Source organism: Arthrobacter sp. SW1 (assembly GCF_001766675.1).
Taxonomy (GTDB): domain Bacteria; phylum Actinomycetota; class Actinomycetes; order Actinomycetales; family Micrococcaceae; genus Arthrobacter.
Window position 1 is genome coordinate 49,227 of the sequence record NZ_MJLT01000068.1, and the last position, 17,269, is coordinate 66,495.

At 66.6% G+C, this 17,269-nt stretch carries 16 protein-coding genes and 3 tRNA genes; 14 read left to right on the forward strand and 5 right to left on the reverse strand.

The window, feature by feature from the left end; translation table 11 throughout:
- Positions 1-15 precede the first annotated feature (15 nt).
- Positions 16-1,479 (forward strand): YibE/F family protein, encoded by a 1,464-nt coding sequence (locus BIU82_RS18030; protein WP_070350844.1) that lies wholly within the window; start codon positions 16-18, stop codon positions 1,477-1,479.
- 14 nt (positions 1,480-1,493) lie between these two features.
- On the opposite strand, the gene BIU82_RS18035 is transcribed toward BIU82_RS18030, so the two are convergent.
- Positions 1,494-2,279 (reverse strand): SDR family oxidoreductase, encoded by a 786-nt coding sequence (locus tag BIU82_RS18035; protein WP_070350845.1) that lies wholly within the window; start codon positions 2,277-2,279, stop codon positions 1,494-1,496.
- Positions 2,280-2,434: 155 nt separating this feature from the next.
- Between BIU82_RS18035 and BIU82_RS18040 the strand changes: the two genes are divergently transcribed.
- From BIU82_RS18040 to BIU82_RS18065, 6 genes are all read left to right on the forward strand, one after another.
- The gene (locus BIU82_RS18040; RefSeq protein ID WP_171906582.1) at positions 2,435-3,097 is read left to right on the forward strand and encodes a TetR/AcrR family transcriptional regulator; all 663 of its coding nucleotides are present in this window, start codon (positions 2,435-2,437) and stop codon (positions 3,095-3,097) included.
- 41 nt (positions 3,098-3,138) lie between these two features.
- A complete protein-coding gene (dusB, locus tag BIU82_RS18045; RefSeq protein ID WP_070350846.1) occupies positions 3,139-4,320 on the forward strand; it encodes a tRNA dihydrouridine synthase DusB in 1,182 nt (393 codons plus the stop codon).
- Positions 4,321-4,329: 9 nt separating this feature from the next.
- Positions 4,330-5,640, forward strand: coding sequence for a deoxyguanosinetriphosphate triphosphohydrolase (locus tag BIU82_RS18050; protein ID WP_070350847.1), 1,311 nt, complete (start codon positions 4,330-4,332; stop codon positions 5,638-5,640).
- A 24-nt stretch (positions 5,641-5,664) separates the two neighbouring features.
- Positions 5,665-7,611 carry a DNA primase gene (gene dnaG, locus BIU82_RS18055; protein WP_070350848.1) on the forward strand — a complete coding sequence of 649 codons (1,947 nt, stop codon included), beginning with the start codon at positions 5,665-5,667 and terminating at the stop codon, positions 7,609-7,611.
- Between the two features lie 63 nt (positions 7,612-7,674).
- A tRNA-Asn gene (locus tag BIU82_RS18060) sits at positions 7,675-7,747 on the forward strand.
- Positions 7,748-7,886: 139 nt separating this feature from the next.
- Positions 7,887-7,959 (forward strand) — tRNA-Asn (locus BIU82_RS18065).
- 90 nt (positions 7,960-8,049) lie between these two features.
- Here BIU82_RS18065 and BIU82_RS18070 read toward each other — a convergent pair.
- Genes BIU82_RS18070 through BIU82_RS18080 form a run of 3 tightly spaced genes read right to left on the reverse strand, consistent with a single transcriptional unit; the run spans position 8,050 to position 10,064 of the window.
- Positions 8,050-8,457 (reverse strand): hypothetical protein, encoded by a 408-nt coding sequence (locus BIU82_RS18070; protein WP_070350849.1) that lies wholly within the window; start codon positions 8,455-8,457, stop codon positions 8,050-8,052.
- A gap of 55 nt (positions 8,458-8,512) precedes the next feature.
- On the reverse strand, positions 8,513-8,737 hold the full coding sequence (locus BIU82_RS18075; RefSeq protein ID WP_070350850.1) for a glycine zipper domain-containing protein: 225 nt from the start codon (positions 8,735-8,737) through the stop codon (positions 8,513-8,515).
- Between the two features lie 49 nt (positions 8,738-8,786).
- Entirely contained in the window at positions 8,787-10,064 is a 1,278-nt protein-coding gene (locus BIU82_RS18080; protein ID WP_070350851.1) for a multidrug effflux MFS transporter, read from the reverse strand.
- Positions 10,065-10,208: 144 nt separating this feature from the next.
- Here BIU82_RS18080 and BIU82_RS18085 point away from each other — a divergent pair, with 144 nt between their 5' ends.
- The 6 genes from BIU82_RS18085 (at position 10,209) to BIU82_RS18110 (ending at position 15,462) form a co-directional block, all read left to right on the forward strand.
- On the forward strand, positions 10,209-11,045 hold the full coding sequence (locus BIU82_RS18085; protein ID WP_070350852.1) for a phage holin family protein: 837 nt from the start codon (positions 10,209-10,211) through the stop codon (positions 11,043-11,045).
- Positions 11,046-11,089: 44 nt separating this feature from the next.
- Positions 11,090-11,725: a CDP-alcohol phosphatidyltransferase family protein gene (locus tag BIU82_RS18090; RefSeq protein ID WP_070350853.1), complete on the forward strand. Its 636-nt coding sequence runs from the start codon at positions 11,090-11,092 to the stop codon at positions 11,723-11,725.
- Entirely contained in the window at positions 11,725-12,630 is a 906-nt protein-coding gene (locus BIU82_RS18095) for a DMT family transporter (protein WP_070350854.1), read from the forward strand. The genes BIU82_RS18090 and BIU82_RS18095 overlap by 1 nt, the downstream gene beginning before the upstream one ends.
- Before the next feature lie 108 nt (positions 12,631-12,738).
- Positions 12,739-13,935 carry a glycosyltransferase gene (locus BIU82_RS18100; protein WP_070350855.1) on the forward strand — a complete coding sequence of 399 codons (1,197 nt, stop codon included), beginning with the start codon at positions 12,739-12,741 and terminating at the stop codon, positions 13,933-13,935.
- A gap of 107 nt (positions 13,936-14,042) precedes the next feature.
- Positions 14,043-14,116, forward strand: a tRNA-Ile gene (locus BIU82_RS18105).
- Between the two features lie 152 nt (positions 14,117-14,268).
- Entirely contained in the window at positions 14,269-15,462 is a 1,194-nt protein-coding gene (locus tag BIU82_RS18110) for an acyl-CoA dehydrogenase family protein (protein ID WP_070350856.1), read from the forward strand.
- 12 nt (positions 15,463-15,474) lie between these two features.
- On the opposite strand, the gene BIU82_RS18115 is transcribed toward BIU82_RS18110, so the two are convergent.
- On the reverse strand, positions 15,475-15,993 hold the full coding sequence (locus tag BIU82_RS18115; RefSeq protein ID WP_074466464.1) for a M23 family metallopeptidase: 519 nt from the start codon (positions 15,991-15,993) through the stop codon (positions 15,475-15,477).
- A 425-nt stretch (positions 15,994-16,418) separates the two neighbouring features.
- Between BIU82_RS18115 and rpsB the strand changes: the two genes are divergently transcribed.
- Entirely contained in the window at positions 16,419-17,252 is an 834-nt protein-coding gene (gene rpsB / locus BIU82_RS18120; RefSeq protein ID WP_070350857.1) for a 30S ribosomal protein S2, read from the forward strand.
- The last annotated feature ends 17 nt before the right edge of the window (positions 17,253-17,269 follow it).

Genomic DNA, 17,269 nt, shown 5'->3' on the forward strand with positions numbered 1-17,269 from the left:
ATGGGGAAGCAAACAATGGGCCACGGGCACTCCCACGGACACCACGACGACGAGCTGTCACCACAGGCGCTCGCCGCGCGCAAGCGGGCCAACTGGCTGCTCGCTGCAGTGCTGGTGCCGTTGGGAGTGCTCACCACGGTGGCCATGCTGCTTCTCTGGCCCTCCGGAAGCAAGGAGGGGCTGACCCTCGCCAGCCCGTACCAGGCGGCGCCCGGGGTCACCTTCGACAGCGGCCGGATCCAGTCCGTGCTGCAGGAAAGCTGCAGCCAGGCCAACACCGGGGCGGAGATTCCGCAGCCCGGCCAGGGCCAGGACCCGCAGCAGGGATCGCAGTGCACCTTCGCCATGACCCAGCCCGACGCCGGCGGCAGCCCCGTGAAGGTGGTCATTAACCCGGATGTCGCCAAGAGCCACGGCGTCAAGGCCGGCGATGAAATCCGCTACCTGAACCTGTCCCGGGTGCAGGGCGCCGGCACGGGTTCTCCGGCCTACGTCTTCGTGGACTTCGTCCGGACGCTTCCCATCGCGCTGCTCGCAGTGCTCTACGCCGTGGTGGTGGTCGCGGTGGCCCGCTGGCGCGGCTTCCGCGCCCTGCTCGGCCTGGTGGGTGCCTACGCCGTGCTGGTCAGCTTCATGCTGCCGGGCCTGGTGGAGGGCAAGCCGCCGCTGCTCGTGGCGCTCGTGGGGTCCACGGCCATCATGATCGGCGTGCTGTATTTCGCGCACGGATTCTCGGCCCGGACTTCCACGGCGTTGCTGGGCACCATTTTCGGCCTCGGCATCACGGCGTTGCTCGCGGCCTGGGCGACCGGCGCCGCGAACCTGGCGGGCGTGGGCAACCACGACGCCGCCACGCTGATCAACATGTCGGACCGGATTTCGATTTCCGGGATCATCCTGTGCGGCCTGATCATCTCGGGCCTCGGCGTGCTCAACGACGTCACCATTACCCAGTCCTCGGCGGTGTGGGAGCTCTACGAGCTCGCTCCGGAGACTACCGCCCGGCAGCTCTTCAGCTCCGCCATGCGGATCGGCCGCGACCATATCGCCTCCACCGTGTACACCATCGCGTTCGCGTACGCCGGCGCTGCGCTGCCGATCCTGATCATCGTCATGCTTTACGACCGGCCGCTCGTGGACACCCTGACCAGCGCGGAGTTGTCGGAGGAAGTGATCCGGACCCTGGTCGGCTCCATCGGACTGGTGCTGGCGATTCCGGTGACCACGCTGATCGCCGTGCTCGTGGTGAAAGCCACCGGTCCCCGGCGTGCTGCCGCCGTCGGACCCACTGCTGTGGCGGAGGACGCCGACGCCGGACGCGTCCGTGAGTTGGAAAGCTCCCCGGCGACCGTGGAGGACTACGCCTCGCTGGACACCGGGGAGCTGGCTGCCGTCGTCGAAACCCGCCGCGCCCGCCGCGAAGCGGAACGCAAGGAAGCCGCGCGGCGCGAGGCGGAAAACCGCCGCCGCGGCGGCTAGGGGACCTGGCGCCCCTAGAAGTGGGTGCCGCCGTCGATCCGGATTTCGGTACCGGTAATGAAGGCGCCGTCGTCGCTGGCGAGCATGGCCACGACTCCAGCCACCGTGTCCGGGGAAGCGAATCCCTGGCCGAGTGCAGGAGCAAGCTTCATGAACAGGCCCATGTCGGCGTCTTCGGGCAAACCGGGGCCGACACTGCGGCGGCTCTCGCCGCTGCCGTCCGTCATGCCGGAGGAGATGGAGCCGGGCTGCACCGAGGTGAAGCGGATGCCGTCCTTGGCGAATTCAGCGGCGAGGGCGTGGGTCATGGACTGGATGCCGCCCTTGCTGGCCGCGTACGCCGCCATGTAGGGGTGCGCGAAGGCGGCGGAGGTGGAGCTGAAGTTCACCACGGCCGCGTTGCCGCCCTGCTTCAGCGCCGGAAGGGCCTCGCGGATGACCAGGAACGTGCCCACAAGGTTGATGCGCACCACCTGTTCGAAGGACTCCAGGCTGGTCTGTTCCGTGTGCGAGGAGCGGAGGATTCCGGCGGCGTTGACGAGCGCGTCCAGTCCGCCCAGGAACGCGATGGCCCCGGCAACGCCCTCCTTGACCGAGGCTTCGTCGGAAATGTCCATCGTGATGGTCTTCAGCCGGTCCGCGGCGTCCCCGGCCTTGGCCCGGGTGTCCGCAAGGCCTTGTTCGCTGACGTCGGCGGCCACCACCCGGCCGCCTTCGGCGAGCATGCGCAGCACGGTGGCTTGGCCGATTCCCGATCCGCCACCGGTGACGAGCGAGCGGCGGTCTGCATAACGGAGCATGATGTGTCCTTTCGTGCCGGCGGCCGGGGAGGGTGGTCGCCTGTGTCGGGCCGGTGAGTCCCCGGCCATGCGCTGTCCACCATACGCTTTGTGGCACGTTGTGCCAAGATGGCAAGAGATGTCTGTTTCGCCACATCCGGGGTACGATCTGGAACGTGGACGCCGAACAACCCAGCCTGCGTGAACGCCGCCGACTCTCGACCCGGCTCGAGATCGCCCGGGCCGCCGCGGAACTCTTCACGGCGCAAGGAGCCACTGCCACTACCGCGGAGGAAATCGCGACGGCGGGCGGCGTTTCCCTGCGCACCTTCTACCGCCATTTCAGGACGAAGGAAGAGGCCGTGGCGCCGCTCCTTGAGGTAGGCGCCGAGCAATGGCAGGCAGCCTTGCGCGCCGGCATCGCAGGGATGGACGCGGGCAGGGACGCCGATCCCGGCCCCGTCATCGCCCGGGCCATCGCCGCTATGCTCGCTCCCGCGGACGACGGCGGCGAACAGCTGGGCTGGGTGCGCGGGCTCCTCGTTGCTTCCCGCACGGACCCGGCGCTTGCCGAGGTCTGGTCGTCGGTGAACAGCCGCTCCGAAGCCGTGCTGAAGGACGTGATGGCCGGACTTCTTCCGGCGGCCGATCCGTTCACGCTCCGCCTCTATGCTGCTGCCGCCACCGCGGCCATCCGGCTCGCCTTCGAAAGTTGGGCGGACGACGACGCTGCCACCGGAGCAGCCGACGGAGCCCTGGCTGATGATCCCGGCGTCGCCCGCCTCGCCGTCGATGCCTTCGCGCGCCTGTCGCAAGGCCTGCGCAAACACCCGGCATGAGGGCCCGGGACTGATTTGCCCCGCTTTGACACAATGGATGGGTGACTGTTGTAGCAACCCCTCCTTCGCCGAAGCTCGAGCTGCCGCCCCTGCAGCTGGGAAATATCACCGTGGACACCCCCGTGATCCTGGCCCCGATGGCCGGCATCACGAATTCCGCGTTCCGGCGGCTGTGCCGCGAGTACGGCGGGGGACTGTACGTGGCGGAGATGGTCACCTCGCGCGCCCTCGTTGAGCGGACGCCCGAATCGCTGCGCATCATTTCGCACGACGACGACGAAAAGGTCCGTTCCGTGCAGCTCTACGGCGTGGACCCCAAGACGGTCGGCGCTGCGGTCCGCATGCTGGTCGAGGAAGACCGCGCGGACCACATCGACCTCAACTTCGGCTGCCCGGTGCCCAAGGTCACCCGCCGCGGCGGCGGCTCCGCCCTGCCGTGGAAGATCGACCTCTTCACCGCGATCGTGCAGACCGCGGTGAAGGAAGCCGCCAAGGGCGACATTCCGTTGACCATCAAGATGCGCAAAGGCATCGACGACGACCACCTGACGTACCTCGACGCCGGCCGGATCGCCCGCGATTCCGGAGTCGCCGCCGTCGCACTCCACGGCCGCACCGCGGCGCAGTTCTATTCCGGCCAGGCCGACTGGTCCTCGATCGCGCGCCTGCGCGAGGCGCTGCCGGACATCCCGGTGCTCGGCAACGGCGACATCTGGTCCGCCGAAGACGCCGTCCGCATGGTGCGGGAGACCGGCGTCGACGGCGTGGTGGTGGGCCGCGGCTGCCAGGGCCGGCCCTGGCTCTTCGGCGACCTGCAGGCGGCTTTCGAAGGCAGCGACCACCGCCACCGTCCGGGCCTCCGCCAGGTGTCCGAGGGTGTGTACCGGCACGCCGAACTCATGGTGGAAACCTTCGGCGGCGACGAATACAAGGCCCTGCGGGAAATCCGCAAGCACATGGCCTGGTACTTCAAGGGCTACGTGGTGGGCGGGGAACTGCGCGCCAAGCTGGCCACCGTGCCTACCCTCGAGGTGCTGCGCAGCCTGCTGGATGAACTGGACCTTGAGCTGCCCTACCCGGGCGTCGATTCCGAAGGGCCGCGCGGCCGCGCCGGCACGCCCAAGAAGCCGGCCCTGCCCAAGGATTGGCTGGACAGCCGCGCCCTGAACGAGGAACAGAGCCGCGACATCGCTGCGGCGGAACTGGACGTGTCCGGCGGCTAGGCTAGCCACATGGGAACCGAAGCATTGTCAGCAGCCGGCCGGAGCGGGACGGCCCAGGCCATGCCTGGCTACAGCGAGGCCGATTCCGCCCGCTGGGTGGCTGAGCCGCCCAAGAGCACCTACCGTTCGGATTTCGAGCGGGACCGTGCCCGGGTGCTGCATTCTTCCGCGCTGCGCCGGCTCGGAGCCAAGACCCAGGTGGTGGCGCCGGATACCGACGACTTCGTGCGCACCCGGCTGACCCACAGCCTTGAAGTCGCCCAGGTGGGGCGGGAACTTGGCCGCGCTCTGGGGTGCGATCCGGACGTCGTGGACACCGCCTGCCTCAGCCACGACCTCGGCCACCCGCCGTTCGGCCACAACGGAGAGTCCGCACTGAATGAGCTCGCCCACGCCATCGGCGGCTTCGAAGGCAACGCCCAGACCCTGCGCCTGTTGACCCGGCTCGAACCGAAGGTGCTCACCCCGGGCGGGGAACCTGCCGGGCTGAACCTGACCCGCGCCAGCCTGGACGCGGCGTCGAAATATCCGTGGTCCGCCGTGGACGCCCCGGTGATCCACGGCCACCGGACCAGCAAGTTCGGTGCTTACGAGGATGACCTGCCCATCTTCAACTGGCTGCGCGAAGGCGCCCCGGCCAACCGCTCCTGCATCGAAGCGCAGGTCATGGACCTGGCCGACGACATCTCCTATTCGGTGCATGACGTCGAGGACGCGATCGTGGCCGGCCACTTCCAGTTGAAATGGCTGGACAACCCGGACCACCGGGCCCGTGTGGTGGGCTACACCCGCCAGTGGTACCTGCCGCACAACGAGCCCGCCGAAATCGACGCCGCCCTGGCCCGCCTCGAAGCCACCAGTGTCTGGGTCCGCGAAGCGGACGGCAGCCGCAAGTCCATGGCCGCCCTGAAGAACATGACCAGCCAGCTGATCGGCCGCTTCTGCCAGAGCGCCCTGGAAACCACCCGCGCGCATTTCGGGCCGGAACGGCTCACCCGTTTTTCCGCCGAGCTCATGGTCCCGGAAGAAACCGTCACCGAGATCGCCGTGATGAAGGGCCTGGCCACCACCTTCGTCATCTCCACCGACCACCGCCAACCGGTCTACGAACGGCAGCGCGAGGTCCTGCACGCCCTGGTGGGCGTGCTCAACGCCACCGGTGACCGGCACCTGGAGCCGATGTTCGCCGCGGACTGGCGTGACGCCGTCGACGACGCCGCGCGGCTCCGCGTAGTGATCGACCAGGTGGCGTCCCTGACGGATGCCTCCGCGCTGGCGATGTACGAGCGCCTGGTGGGCAGCCTGCCGTCGCTCTGGTGAGTCCGCTCGGACTAGGATGGTCCAGTGGCTGGCTTGATCAAACGTGAGGATATCGACGAGGTACGCCAGCGCACGGACATCAAGGAAGTCGTCGACGGCTACGTGACCTTGAAGGGCGCGGGCCTGGGAACGTACAAGGGCCTGTGCCCCTTCCATGACGAGCGCTCGCCGTCCTTCACTGTCCGTCCCCAGGTGGGCCGCTACCACTGCTTCGGCTGCGGCGAAGACGGGGACGTCATCTCCTTCGTCCAGAAAATGGATCACAGTTCCTTCCACGAGGCCGTGGAAAAGCTCGCGGCCCGCATCGGTTACGAGCTGCGGTACGAGGACGGCGGTTCCGGGCCCAGCCGGGAGGAAGTCGGCAAGCGGCAGCGTCTGCTGGATGCCCACAAGATCGCGGACGAGTTCTTCCGCACCCAGCTCCTGACTCCCGGTGCGGCCGAGGGACGTGCCTTCCTGCACGGGCGGGGATTCGATCGGGCCGCTGCGGAGCAGTTCGGGGTCGGCTACGCGCCGCAGGGCTGGGATTCCTTGCTCAAGCACCTGCGCGGGCGTGGCTTCACGGATGCCGAGCTCAAGCTCACCGGCATGTTCTCCGAAGGCAACCGCGGCATCTACGACCGTTTCCGCGGCCGGCTCATCTGGCCCATCCGGGACATCGCGGGAGACACCATCGGCTTCGGCGCGCGCAAGCTCTACGAGGACGACCAGGGCCCCAAGTACCTCAACACACCGGAGACCACGCTCTACAAGAAATCCCAGGTCCTCTACGGCATCGACCTCGCCAAGCGGAACATCGCCAAAGACCGGCAGCTCGTGGTCGTGGAAGGCTACACGGACGTCATGGCCTGCCACCTCTCCGGCATCGCCACCGCGGTGGCCACCTGCGGCACCGCTTTCGGTGCCGAGCACATCAAGATCGCCCGCCGCCTCCTCTCGGACGACGGCAGCGGGGGAGAGGTCATCTTCACCTTCGACGGCGACGCCGCGGGTCAGAAGGCGGCGTTGCGCGCCTTTGAGGAGGACCAGAGGTTCGTTGCGCAGACATATGTGGCCGTGGAACCCACCGGCGCGGATCCCTGTGATCTTCGCCAAACGCGCGGGGACGCGGCGGTGCGGGAACTGATCAGCACCCGCAAGCCCCTGTTCGAATTCGCCATTCGGGCGTCCCTGAAGAGACACAACCTGGACACTGTGGAAGGCCGGGTGGCAGCCCTGCGCGAAGCCGCGCCGGTGGTGGCGCAGATCCGGGATTCCGGCCTGCGCCCGGCGTATGTGCGCGAACTTGCCGGGTGGCTCGGCATGCCCATCGAGGACGTCAGCCGCGCCGTGGGCGGGGCCCGGAAACGCGCCGAAGCCCAAGCGGCGGGCAATACCGGTGGCGGCCATGGAAGCACCCCGCACGGAGGTGGCCAGTACGCCTCCGGTGCCCCGCAGCAGGGCGGGCCGGGGCAGGGAGCCGCCGGGCCGTCGTCGGACCCCGGAGCGGCCTTCCTGCGGCCCGATCCGCGGGATCCGGTGGCAGCGATGGAGCGCCAGGCGCTTGAGGTGGTCCTGCAGGATCCCTCGGTGCTGGCCGGGGCCGCCTGGGACCGCTTTGAGATCTCCCGATTCGTCACTCCCGCCTATGCCGCGGTGCACGATGCGATCCGGGCCGCAGGGCTCGCCCGCGCGGCGGATCCCGTGGCCTGGGTGGAAGCTGTCCGTCAGGAGATGCCCGAACCGTTGCGCGGGCTGGTGTCCGAGCTGGCCGTGACACCGCTGCCGGCGAGCACCCCGGAGGCGATGCAGCGCTATTGCCGGGACATCCTGGCGCGGCTCTTCGAACTGCAGATCACCCGTATCAAGGCGGACAAGATGGGCCGGTTGCAGCGCCTGGACGCGGCGGCCAACCCTGAGGAATTCCAGCAGCTCAACCGTGAACTGATGGAGCTCGAGATGCAGCGCAGGGCCCTCCGGGCCGAGCTTTAGGCACCGCTGGAAGCCTCGATTTCGTTTCCCGGCGGGGCTTTGCTAAAGTCATAACCGCTTCATTCCTCCGTAGCTCAATTGGCAGAGCATTCGACTGTTAATCGAAGGGTTACTGGTTCAAGTCCAGTCGGAGGAGCTCCCGATGCCCCCGTTCCGAATCGCCGGAACGGGGGCATTTTTCATACCCCGGGAGGGTATTTTGGTGGAACGGGCCCTGCCTTCGGCACCGATTTCGCGAAGTGGCCCGACCTTTGCTAAAGTCATAACCGCTTCATTCCTCCGTAGCTCAATTGGCAGAGCATTCGACTGTTAATCGAAGGGTTACTGGTTCAAGTCCAGTCGGAGGAGCGCACAAGGCCCGTGCCGCGGAAACGCGGTGCGGGTCTTTTTGTTTTTCTGTCCGGTTTTCCGTCTCGTTTCAGGCGTCCCAAGCGGGCCTCAGACAAAGTCCATTTCGACCTGCAGGAACCTGGCGGCTTCGTCGACGGCGGCACGGAAGGCTTCGTCTTCCGTCGGGGGAGTGCGGGGTTCGCGGGGATGCCATTCGTGCGGCGAGGAGTGCACACGGGTGAATCCGCTGCCAGGAGGCGCGTAGAAGATCCCGAAACGCTGCACGGGCCATTCAGGGGACGTTTCCGGGGCCACGAGGAGGGCCGCTCCCGAGTCCGGGTTGAACCACTGGGCGATAGGGCGCCGGCGGTCCTCCGTGAACAGGCCGGCCGCGTAGAGGGCGGCTGACTGCGGGCTGGTCACTGAGCACAGCCGTTCCCACCACAGTGGCAGGATTCCGTCGTCCTGCCGCTGCCAGGGCGCTGGAACGGGGTGGGTTTCCTGCCAACGGGGCACAGTTCAACTTTATCGCCGGGCTCCGGAGCACAACAGGCCCGTGTTCAGGGCCGGGTCAGTCGCGTTTCCAGGGGCCCGGGTTGACCCGGTACATCAGCGCGGAGACGATCACCGCGCCGATCAATGCGCCGAAGACCGGGTTGCCGAGGTTGCGGCCCAGGAAGAAACCCGCGACGGCGCCAAGCACCGCGCCGAGGAACAGGCCCCGGCCGTTGCGGTGCGGTCGCTTGCGGTCCGGTTGCCCGGAATCGGGGCGCTTGCCGAAGGGGTAACGGGCCATGGCTCAAGCCTAGTCTCCGGCGCGTACCTGTCCTTGCTTCGCTTCGGGCCTAGTGGATCGACGGAACCGTGCGCGGGCGGACGATGAGCCACAGCGCGGCGGTGCAGCAGGCGATGCAGACAGCCTGGACGGCGCCCATCGGGGCCGCGGAGGCCACGCCGAGCACGCCGACCACCGGCGGCACGATGCCGGCCATCATGAAGTTGGAAGCGCCAAGCAGGGAAGCCGCGGTGCCGGCCTGGGCTCCGTGGTTGGCGAGGGCTACCACTTGGACGCACGGGAACATGAAGCCGGTGGCCAGGATGTAGAACCACAGCGGAATGACCACGCCCCACAGGCCCAGCTGCAGCACGTCGAAGAGCACGATGAGCAGGGCCATGAGCAGCATGAAGGCGGTGGCGGCGGCCATGATCCATTGCGGGGCCACGTGCTTGATCACGCGGGAGCTGATCTGTACGCCGGCCACGATGCCCAGTGAGTTGACGCCGAACAGCAGCCCGTACTCCTGGGGCGAGAAGGAGTACACCTGCTGGAACAGGAAAGTGGATGCGGAGAGGTAGGCGAACAGGCCGCCGAAGTTGAAACCGCCCACCAGGAGCATGCCCACGAAGATCCGGTCGCTGAACACCGCGCGGTACCGCTGGGCCGCCGTCGTTCCTCCCTGTTGCCGGAGTTCAGGCGGGTAGGTCTCGCGGATGAGGAACACCGCGGCGATGATCACCAGCAGCCCGTAAGCGGCCAGGAAGTAGAAGATGCCCGGCCAGGGCATGACCAGCAGCAGCTGTGACCCGATGATCGGCGCGAGGATCGGCGCGAGTCCGTTGACCAGCGACATCCGGGAGAACATCCGGACCATCGCGTAGCCGTGGAAGAGGTCCCGCACCATAGCCATCGCCACCACGCCGCCGCCCGCGGCACCGATGCCCATGAGGACGCGGAACATGGACAGCATGCCGATGTCCGTGGACAACGCGGCGCCGAGGGACGACGCGATATGCAGTGCCGTGGCCAGGATCAGCGGCATGCGCCTGCCGAACTTGTCGCTGAAGGGTCCGACGACGAGCTGTCCGATCGCGAAGCCCACCGTCGTGCCCGCCAGGGTCAGTTGGATCGCCGCCGCGGAGACCCCGAAGTGCTGCTCCAGCGCCGGAAACGCGGGCAAATACAAGTCCACCGTGAACGGTCCGAGGGCGGTGAGCGCCCCGAGCAGGAGGATGTACAGGAGCTTTTCGCGTCGGCTGAGGGCGTCACCGGGGGCAGGGGGAGTCGTCACGAAAACCAATCCTATGTGCGAAAGGTCATATCTCTTCGTGTATTTCGCCGACATTCCCGGGCTCCGGGAGCCACGCCGGAGAGCGGGCCGGAAAAGCGGAATTACGCTGAATGATAGTTTTGGGGGCAGGTGCCGGAATATGGGGCTCGGGTTTGGTACCGGAGACGGATACGTAGAGAGCAGTAAGGCGGGGAACTGATGAGCGGACGTCACAGGGGCAAGCCCGGAATGGGCCCTGGAATCGGGGCACTGCCGAGGACTCTGAAGCTTGCCGGCCGGCTGGTGCCGCGGCAGCTCAACGACGAAATCAATCTTGCAAAGCTTGAACTCAAGGACAAGGGCGTCAAGCTCGGCATGGCCGGTGCCTTCGTGGGCGTGGCTCTCGTGTTCCTGTCCCTGCTGGTGATCGCGCTCGTTGTGGCGGCGATTCTGGGCCTGGCCACGATCATGCCCGGCTGGCTCGCTGCGCTGCTGGTATCCGCGGCCTTCCTGCTGATCATCCTCATTGGGCTGCTGGTGGCCTTCCTCAAGTTCAAGAAGGCTCAGCCCTTGCTGCCGGCGGAAACCATCCGCGGGCTGAAGCACGATCTCGGGATCCTGAAGGAGGGTTCGGACTTCGACGCCAGCATCCTTGATCCAGGATCGGAAGCCTTCAAGGCTGCGAAAGCCGCCAAGGAAGAGGCCGCCCGCAAGGCCAAGGAAGAAGCAGCGGCCAAGGAAGAGGCCCGCAAGCGCGAAGAGCCGCCCGCGCCAAGCAAGGACGAACTGCTGCGCCGCCTGCAGCAGCGCCGCGAGCACCTGGCAGGCGTCCGCGACCAGCTCGGCTCCGAACTCGATTTCAAAACCCAGGGCAAGTTCTTCCAGGACCTTGCCAATGACAAGCTCGACGACGGCCGCAAGCTCGCCGAAGAGCTCAGCGGCAAACTGCCGGACGGATTGGGTGAACGGGTCGCCGGGCGCTGGAAGGAAATCCTGGCCTTCTTCGCCTCTGCCGCGGTCCTCATCGTGGGCCTGCGCAAGCTGTTCAAGAAGTAACCACACCACACCGCCACGCCAGGCAACGGAATTCAAGGGGACAGATGAAGTTCATCGGCGCCGGCGCCCGCCCGGGCCAGCCGCAGATCGACCACGATCTGGTCTTCACCGTTCCCAACGTCCTGACCGTGCTGCGCTTCATGGGCGTTCCCCTGTTCGTCTGGCTCGTCCTCGGTGCCCGCGAATACGGCTACGCCGTCCTGGTCCTGGCCATCATGGGCAGCACCGATTGGATCGACGGCTATGTTGCCCGGCGCTTCAACCAGACCTCGCGGCTCGGCCGCATCCTCGACCCCGCCGCCGACCGCCTGGCGCTCATCGCGGTTGCCGTCACCCTGGTGATCGCCGGCGTCGTCGAATGGTGGTACCTCGCCGCGCTCGTGGTGCCGGACGTCGTCCTCGGCTCCGTGTCGCTGTTCTACTTCCGCAACCACCCCGACCTCCCGGTCAGCCGGATCGGCAAGATCCGCACGGCTTTCCTGCTGCTGGGCACGCCGTTGCTGCTGCTCTCCAAGCTGTCCTTCCCGCTGGCGGACGCCAGCTTCGTGGCGGCCTGGATCTGCCTGGGCCTCGGCCTTGCGGGGCACTGGATCGCAGCGTGGAACTACTTCTGGGCCATCCGCCGCAAGGGCCGTGAGCTGCGGGAGCAGAACGGCAAGAACGACGGCGGTCGCGGCTGATGGTCTGGTTCGCCGTACTTCTCGCTGTGCTCGGCGCCTTCTGCCTTGCCATTGGCGCCCAGCGCCAAGGCAGCGCGGTCAAGGCAGACACCGGCGGCCTTGCCCTCAGCTCGCAGGGTTTCCTGCGGCTGCTGCGCAACCCGCGCTGGGTCCTGGGGCTCCTGCTGTTGTGCGCCGGAATGGTGATGAACGCCGTCGCGCTCGTCAGCGCACCGCTGACGGTTGTCCAGCCGATCGGCGCGATCGCGCTGGTGATCACCACGATCGTCAACGCCAAGGACCAGGGCCTCACCATCAACCGGGGTACCGTGGTGGCGATCGCCGCCTGTGTCACCGGTTCTGCGCTCTTTGTGCTCCTGGCGGTCTTTGTCACCCAGGAGAACCACCACGTCAGCGGCGAGGACGAGCTGACCATCGTGCTGCTGCTGGCACTGGCCGTGGCCATCTTCGGGACGCTGGCGGTGCTGTTCAAGCACCGCATGAGCGCCTTCGTCTACATCCTCGGCGCCGGCGTGCTGTTCGGCTTCGTGGCGGTGTTGACCCGGATCATCGGCAAGCACCTGCTGGACCCCAACGGCCAGTTCCTGCTGAATGTCTCGCCCTACTCCGTGGTGGCCATCGCGGCCGCGGGCGGCCTGGGCTCCTGGTTCGTGCAGAGTGCGTACTCCAGCGGGCCTCCTGACCTGGTCATCGCGGGCCTCACGGTGATCGATCCGATCGTGGGAATCGCCATCGGAATCGCCATTCTTGGTGAGCTTCGTCCCGATGTCCACGCCGTGACCGCAATCGCCATGGCTGCGGCTGCTCTCCTTGCTATCGTGGGGGTTATTGCCCTGAGCCGGCACCATCCGGAAGTCACCAAGCGGAAACGGGACGCCAAAGCGGCCGCCGCTCGGAAAGCCTAGGGCAAGCTTCACCACTGCACCGCCACATTCCGGCGGCGCATGCGGCGAAGGCACCGCGAGGCACAGCTTCCCGTGGTGTTCACACCGTGACCAACAGGAGTTCTCCACGTGACCATTCCCGGCAACAGCAAACCGCTCACCATCCTGATCGCGGCTGACACCTATCCGCCGCACGTCAACGGTGCGGCACAGTTCGGGTACCGGCTCGCGAAGGGCATGACGGGGCGCGGCCACAACGTCCATGTGCTGGCCTGCCGGCAGGACAAGGGAAAGAGCTTCACCGAATTCCGCAGCGAAGCCACGGTGCACCGCCTCCGCTCGCACGGCGTTCCCACGCACGAGTACTTCCGGATCTGCTTCCCCTGGGAGATCAAGAAGGAAATCAGCCTGCTGTTCGACAAGGTCCAGCCCGACGTCGTGCACATCCAGAGCCACTACATGATCGGCGAACACGTCCTGTACGAGGCCGTGAAGCGCGGCGTGCGGATCGTGGCCACCAACCATTTCATGCCGGAGAACCTGAACCCCTTCCTGCCGTTCCCGCAGTGGTTCAAGGACATCATCGGCCGCATCTCGTGGAAGGACATGGGCAAGGTCATGGGCCAGGCCGACGTCGTCACCACGCCCACTCCGCTGGCCGCCAAGGCGATGCACGAGCACGCCTTCCTGCGCAAGGTGCTGCCGCTGTCCAACGGCATTGATTCCGCAGCGTATGAACTGCAGCCGGGCGAAACCATCGAGCCCCATGAGCACCCCACGGTCCTCTTCGCCGGCCGCCTGGCCGAGGAGAAGCACGTGGACGTGCTGATCGACGCCATTGCCAAGACCCCGTCAGAACTGAATGTCCACCTGGAAATCGTGGGCGGGGGAGAGGTGCGCCCCGCACTTGAAGCCCAGGTGGCGCGCCTTGGCCTGCAGGGCCGCGTGAAGTTCCTGGGCCTGGCCAGCGACGAGGACCTCCGCAAGGCCTACATCCAGGCCGACATCTTCTGCATGCCCGGCACCGCCGAGCTCCAGTCCCTCGTGACGCTCGAGGCCATGTCCGCCTCAACTCCGGTGCTGCTTGCCAACGCCATGGCCCTGCCGCACTTGGTGCGCGACGGCGAGAACGGCTACTTGTTCACGCCCGGAAACAGCAGCGAACTGGCCGCCCGCATCGCCGAGCTGGTCCGCTTGCCCAAAGCGGAACTCGAGGCGATGGGCAAGGCCAGCCGCTCCATGGTGGAGCCGCACAGCATCCAAGGCACCCTGCAGACCTTCGAGGACCTCTACCGCGGGGCGTCCTACGAAGACAAGGTGGTCTAGCCGCGGCTGCCTGCCGGTGACGCACACGGCACCACGGTTAGCTACTAGTATTGCTAGGGTGCTTTCGGCCCGAAGCCCGCTGGTCAGCAGCGGCCTGGCGCCGTCACGGGGCTATAGCTCAGCTGGTTAGAGCGCGGGACTCATAATCCTAAGGTCCTCGGTTCAAGTCCGAGTAGCCCTACATCCACGGAACCCCCGGAGATCAATCGATCTCCGGGGGTTCTTTCTTTGTCCCGGCCGATGCGGTATGTTACTCATCAGTAACTTACCGTCAAGTAGCTCCGGCTGCCCGAAGGCGCCGGGAACTTGCGCCGCACCAATGGAGGAGCCCGCATGTCCAAGACGACCGCCATCGATCCAGACAACCTTCCTTACGCCGACGGCGACTTCTACGGTTTCGAGCAGCTGCTTACCGAAAAGGAGCGGGACCGGCTCTCCGAAATCCGTGACTTCCTGGCCCGCGAGGTCAAGCCGATCGCCGTCGACTGCTGGAACCGCGGCGAGTTCCCGATGGAGCTGATTCCCAAGCTCGCCGAGATCGACCTGGTGAGCCCGGTGCGCCGCCAAGGCTTCTCGAACCTCTTCGCCGGCTTGGTGCATGCCGAGGTCACCCGGGCCGACACCTCGATCGCCACCTTCATGGGCGTTCACGACGGACTCTTCACCGGCTCGATCGAAGCCCTGGCCTCGCAGGAGCAGCAGGACGCCTGGCTGCCGGACATCTACGCCATGAAGAAGATCGGCGCCTTCGGCCTGACTGAACCGCTCGGCGGCTCCGATGTGGCCGGCGGCACCAGGGCCACGGCGCAGCGCGACGGCGACACCTGGATCCTCAACGGCGCCAAGCGCTGGATCGGCAACGCCACCTTCTCCGACTGGGTGGTCATCTACGCCCGTGACGTCGCCGACAACCAGGTGAAGGCCTTCCTCGTGGACACGAAGCTCCCGGGTTATTCGGCGAGCAAGATCGAAAACAAGATCTCCCTGCGCACCGTCCAGAACGCCGACATCGTCCTGGACAACGTGGTGGTTCCGGACTTCTTCAAGCTGGCCAACGGCAACAGCTTCCGCGACACCAACAAGGTCCTTAAAGTCACCCGCCTGGCGGTCGCCTGGCAGGCTGTCGGCCAGCAGCTCGCCGCTTTCGACGTCGCCCGCCGTTACGCCGTTGAGCGGATGCAGTTCGGCCGCCCGCTGGCTTCCTTCCAGCTGGTCCAGCAGCAGCTGGTGCAGATCCTCGGCAACGCCGTCAGCTCCATGGGCATGATGGTCCGCCTGGCGCAGCTCGAAGACGCCGGTGCGGCCAAGGACGAGCAATCGGCCCTGGCCAAGGCCTTCACCACGGACCGCATGCGGGAAAGCGTGGCCATCGGCCGGAGCCTCCTGGGCGGCAACGGCATCGTCACCGACTACGAGATGGCCAAGATCTTCGCCGACGCCGAGGCGATCTATTCCTACGAAGGCACCTACGAGATCAACACCCTCGTCACCGGCCGCGCCATCACCGGCATCTCGGCCATCGTCTAGACCGCCGGGGCCTCAGGGGCCCCTGAGCGGGAGCAATACCGACGGCCGCAGGTCCATCACGAAGGCCAGGGGATCGACGTACTCCTCGCCGCGCCGCACGCCCCAGTGCACGCACGGCAGCTGTCCGCAATGGCCGGGCAACAGGACACCGATCTCCTGGCCTTTCGTTACGGCGGAGCCTTGGCGGAGCCCGCTGCGCACCGGTTCAAAGCTGCTCCGCAGCCCGTCCCCGTGGTCGATCGTGATCACCGGGCGGTCCACCACCACGCCCACGAAGGACACCACGCCGTCGGCAGGCGAGGTGACGGAAACGCCGTCGGCGGCTGCCTGCAGATCCACGCCGCGGTGCCCGCTCAGCCATGGCTTGGGCGGCGGATCAAAGGGCCGCACGACGGCGGGCGTGGGGGAGAGCGGCCAACTCCAGGACGGCCGGACGGACACCTCCGAAGCGGGCGCCGCCGGTGCCGCGCCGGCCGGAGCGGCGAGCGTTCCGGCGAGCAACAATGCGATCATGAAGGACTTGAGTTTCATGCCCACCAGCGTCCGGTTCCCGGGCGGCCTGCTGGTAGCCGTCAACGTCCGTATGTGGAAAACCGTGGGGTCTTTTTCCGATGCGGCAGGCACGCGAAGGGCGCACGGTGGAAGGCGGCGGCTGTAGTACACTTGGGAGTGCAGTTTGCCGTGCCCTCAAGCTGTTTCAGGATCGTGGCTCATTCAGCCGCGCGGGGGCCTCAAGCTGACTACGCGTATCCAGCCCTCCAATTCCAGATCCCTGGTGGATCCATGCTGCGGAGGATTGTGCCTCTTGCGGTCCGGCGTCATCGTCCGGATGAGGGGTGCAAGGGATGCCAGGAGTTAGGGCCCGTCCGGGCCCGCTAATCAACCGTCAACTAGTGGCAGGGTAAGAGCAGCCCGCGAGGCTCTCTCATGAATGACCTGCCGGAAGGAGCGTCGGCATGCCCGTCGTAACCATGCGCCAGCTGCTTGACAGCGGCGTCCACTTTGGACACCAGACCCGTCGTTGGAACCCGAAGATGAAGCGCTTCATCTTCACCGAGCGCAACGGCATCTACATCATCGACCTGCAGCAGTCGCTGTCCTACATCGACCGCGCTTTCGAGTTCGTCAAGGCCACTGTGGCCCACGGCGGCACCGTGCTGTTCGTCGGCACCAAGAAGCAGGCCCAGGAAGCAATCGCAGAGCAGGCCACCCGCGTTGGCCAGCCCTACGTCAACCAGCGCTGGCTGGGCGGTATGCTCACCAACTTCTCCACCGTTGCCAAGCGCATCCAGCGCATGAAGGAACTGGAAGAGATCAACTTCGAGGATGTCGCCGGCTCCGGCTACACCAAGAAGGAACTCCTGCTCCTCAAGCGCGAACTGACCAAGCTCGAGGCCAACCTCGGCGGTATCCGCAACCTGAGCAAGACCCCGTCCCTGCTCTGGGTTGTCGACACCAAGAAGGAACACCTCGCCGTTGACGAAGCCAAGAAGCTCGGCATCCCGGTTGTTGCCATCCTGGACACCAACTGCGATCCCGACGAAGTCGACTTCCCGATCCCGGGCAACGACGACGCCATCCGCTCCGTGAACCTGCTGACCCGCGTTGTTGCCGACGCTGTCGCAGAGGGCCTTATCGCCCGCAACCAGCGCGCTACCGGTGCTGCAGAAGCTCCGGAAGAGCCGCTGGCTGAGTGGGAGCGCGAGCTCCTCGAAGGCAGCAAGGCTGAAGCCGCTGCTGCTGAAGAGGCACCGGCTGCCGAAGCCGCTGCCGGCGAAGAAGCAAAGTAAATCCGGACTTTCCCGTA